Origin of the sequence: Bradyrhizobium sp. BRP56 (genome assembly GCF_020194035.1) — a bacterium.
GTDB classification, from domain to species: domain Bacteria; phylum Pseudomonadota; class Alphaproteobacteria; order Rhizobiales; family Xanthobacteraceae; genus Bradyrhizobium; species Bradyrhizobium australafricanum.
On the sequence record NZ_JADYVV010000170.1, the window covers coordinates 1 to 1,137 of the forward strand.

Here is a 1,137-nt window from a genome sequence, read left to right on the forward strand (position 1 = left end):
ATCACGATCCGGGCCGGTCGTGGTGCGGACCCGACGATGATTGCGTCGATCGTTCAGGCACTGAAGGCGAACCGGTGATTGGTCCGTCGGGTGCGGTCCGGGTGATGGTGGCGACCAAACCGGTAGACTTCCGCAAGGGGATGGAAGGGCTTGCGACCTTGGTACGAGAGAGCATGCGGGCAGATCCATTCTCGGGCGCTGTCTATGTGTTCAGGGCCAAGCGGGCGGATCGGATCACGCTGGTGTTTTGGGACGGAACGGGTCTGTGTCTGTTCACCAAAAGGCTCGAGGATGGGATCTTCCGCTGGCCGAAGGTCGAGGACGGCGTGATGCGTCTGTCGGCGGCGCAATTGTCTGCGCTGCTGGAAGGACTCGACTGGCGGCTTGTGCATGAGGCGCGGGAGACGCCGGCGCCAACGCAAGCGGGATAGTTGTTAGCGGCACTGCGGCGAAGTGAATCAAGAGCGTGGGACGTGTCGCCAGATGGCGGCGAATATGCTCTGAATTGGGTGTGAGTGACGCCCTGCCTGACGATCCTGAGACGCTGAAAGCGATGCTGCTTGCCGAGCGGTGCGAGAGCGAACGACTGCGTCAGATCATCAAGGAATTGCAGCGGCATCGGTTTGGCCGGCGGGCAGAGACGCTGCCTGAAGATCAGATGCTGCTGGGCCTGGAAGACGTCGAGCAGGTCGCAGCCTACAGCGAGACAGCGCAGGACATCAGCGCACCTGAAGGCCGTGAGGCACGGGCTCGCACGCGCCGCGGCAACCGTGGCGCGTTGCCGACGCACCTGCCGCGGATCGAGGTCGTCGTCGACATCGAGGGCAAGACCTGTCCCTGTTGCCAGGGCGAGTTACACCGGATCGGCGAGGATCGAAGCGAGCGGCTGGACCTGGTCCCGGCGCAGTTCCGGATCCTCGTGACCCGGCGTCCCAAATACGCCTGCCGGGCTTGCGAGGACGGCGTCATGCAGGCGCCGGCCCCGGCCCGGCTGATCGAGGGCGGATTGCCAACCGATGCCACCGTCGCCCAGGTGCTGGTGTCCAAATATGCCGATCACCTGCCGCTCTACCGGCAGGCGCAGATTTACGCCCGCCAGGGCATTGAGCTCGATCGTTCGACGCTGGCGGACTGGGT

At 64.5% G+C, this 1,137-nt stretch carries 2 protein-coding genes; both read left to right on the forward strand.

The genetic code is table 11. The features are described 5' to 3' along the window. Positions 1 to 74: 74 nt before the first annotated feature. A complete protein-coding gene (gene tnpB / locus I6F38_RS43195) occupies positions 75 to 431 on the forward strand; it encodes an IS66 family insertion sequence element accessory protein TnpB (RefSeq protein ID WP_225164685.1) in 357 nt (118 codons plus the stop codon). Between the two features lie 122 nt (positions 432 to 553). Beyond that, on the forward strand, positions 554 to 1,137 hold a 584-nt coding region (locus I6F38_RS43200), incomplete at its 3' end, for an IS66 family transposase zinc-finger binding domain-containing protein (RefSeq protein WP_225164686.1).